We start from the raw sequence: 4,621 nt of genomic DNA, 5'->3' as shown, positions 1-4,621 counted from the left end.
CCTCAAACGCCGGACGGGCTTGATAGTGCGCCCTGGCGCACACTTCAGCCCGTCCGGCGTTTGAGGACAACCGCGCGGAGCGCGGTTTCAGGGGTCTGGGGCTTGCCCCAGGAATCGGCGAAGGGGCGGGACCGGGGCACCCCCACACCCGCTCAGCCCAGCCGGTGCATCCACCCGTACGTGTCGTCCGCGACCCCCGTCTGAAGGTCAAGAAGCGCCTGCCGCAGCCGCATCGTCACAGCCCCCGGACCACCGTCACCGATCGTCCAGTCCCCACGAGCGGACTTCACCGACCCGACCGGCGTGATGACGGCGGCCGTGCCGCAAGCGAAGACCTCCGTCAGCGACCCGTCCGCGTTCGCGTTCCGCCAGTCCTCCACCGAGATCCGCCCCTCGGCGACCTCGTACCCGAGGTCGGCGGCGATCCGCAGCAGCGAGGCCCGCGTGATGCCGGGCAGCAGCGAGCCGGTCAGCTCGGGGGTGACGATGCGGTTCCCGTACACGAAGTACAGGTTCATGCCGCCCATCTCCTCGATCCAGCGGCGCTCCACGGCGTCCAGCCAGACCACCTGGTCGCAGCCCTTCTCGGCGGCCTGGGCCTGGGCGACGAGGGAAGCGGCGTAGTTGCCCGCGCACTTGGCGGCGCCGGTGCCGCCGGGGGCGGCGCGCACGTACTCCTCGGAGATCCAGACGGAGACGGGCTTGACGCCGCCGGAGAAGTAGGCGCCGGCCGGCGAGGCGATGACGACGAAGAGGTACTCCTTCGCCGGGCGCACGCCCATCCCCGCCTCGGTGGCGAACATGAACGGCCGCAGGTAGAGGGAGGCTTCGCCGGAGGTCGGCACCCAGGCGCGGTCCTGCCGCACGAGCGCGTCGCACGCCTCGACGAACGTCTCGACGGGCAGCTCGGGCATCGCCAGCCGGCGGGCGGAGGCCTGGAAGCGCTTGGCGTTCTCGTCCGGCCTGAAGGTGGCCACGCCGCCGTCGGGGCGGTGGTAGGCCTTGAGGCCCTCGAAGATGGCCTGCCCGTAGTGCAGCGTCATGTTGGCCGGGTCGATCGACAGCGGCGCGTACGGCACCAGCTGGGCGTCGTGCCAGCCGACCCCGTCCGTCCACTTGATGGTGACCATGTGGTCGGTGAAGTGGCGGCCGAACCCGGGGTCGGCGAGGATGCGCTCGCGTTCCGCGTCGGACAGCGGCTGCGAGGAGGGCTTGAGCTCGATCGTGGGCGTGGTCATGGATGCGTGTCCTTAACTTTCGGGTGCTGCGGACCGCGCTCACGCCGTCCCCGCTCTGGCGGACGTCCGAGCTTCTTCGCCTTTTTTCGCGGCCCCGTGTCCGATTATCGCTCGGCGGGGGTCGTGAACGAAATACCTGTGCGAACGCCGAGGAGGCGCGCGGCCCGATGGAACGGTGGGGACTCCGGCCGCGCGCGGGACGGCCGGGTCAGGCGGATACCGAAGGTACGCCGGATGCCCCAGGGGCTGTCGCGGAGGTCTCGGAGGCGGTCCCGGCCACGAGGGCCACCAGCGCCGAGCCGATCTCCTCGGTGGACCGGGGAGCGGCCCCGGCCCGCCCGGCCAGGTCCCGGGCGACGGCGTCCTCGACCCGCGCGGCCTCGTCCTCGTACCCGAGGTGCCGCAGCAGCAGGGCGACGGAGAGGACGGTGGCCGTGGGGTCGGCCGTGCCGGTGCCCGCGATGTCCGGGGCCGAGCCGTGGACGGGCTCGAACATGGAGGGGAACGTGCCGTCCGGGTTGATGTTGCCGGAGGCGGCGGTCCCGATGCCGCCGCTGACGGCCGCCGCGAGGTCGGTGAGGATGTCGCCGAAGAGGTTGTCGGTGACGATCACGTCGAACCGCTCGGGCCGCGTCACCAGGAAGATCGTCGCCGCGTCGACGTGCAGGTAGTCGGTGGTGACCTCGGGGAACTCCCGGCCGACCCGGTCGAAGGTGTCCTTCCAGAGCCGGCCCGCGTGCACCAGCACGTTGTTCTTGTGCACGAGCGTGAGTTTCTTCCGCGGCCGGGCCTGGGCCCGCGCGTACGCGTCCCGGACGACGCGCTCCACGCCGTAGGCGGTGTTGACGCTCACCTCGGTGGCGACCTCGGCGGGGGTGCCGGTGCGCAGCGAGCCGCCGTTGCCGGTGTACGGGCCCTCGGTGCCCTCGCGGACCACGACGAAGTCGATGTCCGGGGAGCCGGCGAGCGGGGTGGCGGTGCCGGGGTAGAGCCGGGAGGGGCGCAGGTTCACGTAGTGGTCGAAGGCGAAGCGCAGCTTGAGCAGCAGGCCGCGCTCCAGGACGCCGGACGGTACGGAGGGGTCGCCCACCGCGCCCAGCAGGATGGCGTCGTGCTCCTTGAGGGACTCCAGCTCGGCGTCGGGGAGGGTCTCCCCGGTGGCGTGCCAGCGCCGGGCGCCGAGGTCGTACTCCCGGGTCTCCGGCTTCACGTCGGCGGGGAGGACGGCGGTGAGGACGCGGAGTCCTTGGGCCACCACTTCGGGGCCGATGCCGTCACCGGGGATCACTGCGAGGCGGATGCTGCGAGACATGACGGGACCGTACTCCCTCGTCCCACTGGATGACACTCCGCGTCCACGATTCGGACGGGAGGCGATCGGCAGGGGCCGGTTCGGCGGAATTCGGCGGAAGTGGGTGACGGGACGGGCCTTTGCTGGCACTTTCCCGGCATGGACACTCCACGCGTAGGCATCCCCGCCCGGCTCGCCGAGCGCATGACCATGCCGGAGCAGCACGAGTACCTGCGGAGCAAGCTCACCCGGCGCGGCCTGCTGCGCGCGGGCGCGGTCACGGCCGGGGCGGTCGCCGGGACCGGCCTGCTGGGCGCCGGACCGGCGGTGGCGGCCCCCGCCGCCCTGGTGACTCCGCCGTCCCCCACCCTGATCACGGCGAGAGCCACCGGACGCGTCAGCGGCGCCCTGGTGGCCCCCTTCGGCCGGCACCTGGCGTTCGGCGCGGATCCGAAGACCCAGATGCGCGTCTCGTGGCAGACGCCGTTCGCCGTACGGAAGCCGTTCCTGCGCATCGGTCTGAAGCCCTGGGATCTCGGCCGCCGCGTCGAGGCGGAGGTGCGGCACCTGCACACCCCGCCGCTGGTCCGGAAGCTGCCGGCCGTCGACCAGTACCACCTGCACGTCGCGCTGGACGGGCTGCGGCCCGGCACCACGTACTACTACGGCGTCGGGCACACCGGCTTCGACCCGGCGGACGCCCGCCACCTGGGCACGGTCGCGTCCTTTCGCACCGCGCCCGCGCGCCCGGAGCGGTTCGTCTTCACGGCCTTCGGCGACCAGGGCGTCGGCTACCACGCGCTCGGCAACGACCAGGTGCTGCTGGGCCAGGAACCGGCGTTCCACCTGCACGCGGGCGACATCTGCTACGCCGACAGCAGCGGCGCGGGCCGGCCGGGCGACGTGTACGACGCGCGGATCTGGGACCAGTTCCTCGCCCAGACGGAGACGGTGGCCCGGAGCGTGCCGTGGATGGTGACCACCGGCAACCACGACATGGAGGCCTGGTACTCCCCCAACGGCTACGGCGGCCAGAGCGCCCGCTGGGCCCTGCCCGCCAACGGCTTCGACCCGCGCCGGTCGCCGGGCGTCTACTCCTTCGTCCACGGCAACGTCGCCGTCGTCGCCCTCGACGCCAACGACGTCTCGTACGAGATCGCCGCCAACACGGGGTACAGCGGCGGCCGGCAGACGGCCTGGCTCGACCGCCGGCTGCGCGAGCTGCGCGCCCGGCGCGAGGTCGACTTCGTCGTCGTCTTCTTCCACCACTGCGCCTTCTCGACGACGAAGGCGCACGCCTCGGACGGCGGCGTACGGGACGCCTGGCTGCCGCTGTTCGACAAGTACCGGGTGGACCTCGTCATCAACGGCCACAACCACGTCTACGAACGCACCGACGCCCTCCGCGCGGGCCGGCTCCGCCGCCGCGTCCCGATCGGCGCGACGGTCGACCCGGTCCGCGACGGCATCGTCTACGTGACCGCCGGCGGCGCGGGCGCGGACCTCTACGACTTCCCCGTGCCGGACAGCTACGAAGGCCACGTCCGCGACCTCGAAAGCATCGCGAGCTACCACTGGAGGAAGGGCCGGGTGAAGGCCCCCGAGCGGGTGGAGTGGTCGCGGGTGCGCTTCACCGGCTACTCCTTCCTCGCGGTGGAGTGCGAGCCGGGGTCGCGGCCCCGGATGCGGGTCACGGCCCTGGCGGAGAACGGCAGGCGGATCGACCACTTCGACGTCGTGCGGTCAGGGCGGTAGGGCCCGCGGCACGCCGGGCCGGCGGCGCGCCACGGGTGCCCGTCCGGCCGTCTCACCCCGCTCCCGATCGAGCGGGAGCGGACCGTCGAACCCGCCGAGCGGGTGACCGGGGCGCCTTACGTTCCCGCGGCCGTCCGACGGGGAGGAGGCACCGTCAGGGCCCGGCGCCCGTCGTCCCCGGCAAGGGCGGGACGAACGGGACGAAGGCGAGGACGGCCGACGGGACCGTGTCCGCCGGGCCGTCCGTACACGTCCGGGACGGGCGGTCGCTCAGGACGTCGAAACCCTGCACGCCGACGTTGAGCAGGGCCGGGAACGCCGGGGCGGGGGCCGGGGC

Annotated in this window: 4 protein-coding genes; 1 reads left to right on the top strand and 3 read right to left on the bottom strand. The window is 72.9% G+C overall.

Annotated features, from left to right (window positions below):
• Positions 1 to 152: 152 nt before the first annotated feature.
• Positions 153 to 1,238, bottom strand: a complete 1,086-nt coding sequence (locus ACSNOK_RS30925) for a branched-chain amino acid aminotransferase (protein ID WP_436784113.1) — start codon at positions 1,236 to 1,238, stop codon at positions 153 to 155.
• A gap of 208 nt (positions 1,239 to 1,446) precedes the next feature.
• Positions 1,447 to 2,550, bottom strand: a complete 1,104-nt coding sequence (locus ACSNOK_RS30920) for a 3-isopropylmalate dehydrogenase (RefSeq protein ID WP_436784112.1) — start codon at positions 2,548 to 2,550, stop codon at positions 1,447 to 1,449.
• 138 nt (positions 2,551 to 2,688) lie between these two features.
• Here ACSNOK_RS30920 and ACSNOK_RS30915 point away from each other — a divergent pair, with 138 nt between their 5' ends.
• On the top strand, positions 2,689 to 4,284 hold the full coding sequence (locus ACSNOK_RS30915; RefSeq protein WP_436784111.1) for a purple acid phosphatase family protein: 1,596 nt from the start codon (positions 2,689 to 2,691) through the stop codon (positions 4,282 to 4,284).
• Between the two features lie 154 nt (positions 4,285 to 4,438).
• Here the strand turns inward: ACSNOK_RS30915 and ACSNOK_RS30910 are convergent.
• Positions 4,439 to 4,621: hypothetical protein (locus tag ACSNOK_RS30910; RefSeq protein WP_436784110.1), on the bottom strand; the 183-nt coding region annotated here is incomplete at its 5' end.

The sequence above is a fragment of the Streptomyces sp. URMC 126 genome (assembly GCF_051386555.1).
Classification (GTDB): Bacteria; Actinomycetota; Actinomycetes; order Streptomycetales; family Streptomycetaceae; genus Streptomyces.
This window is presented reverse-complemented; position numbering and strand designations above follow the sequence as displayed.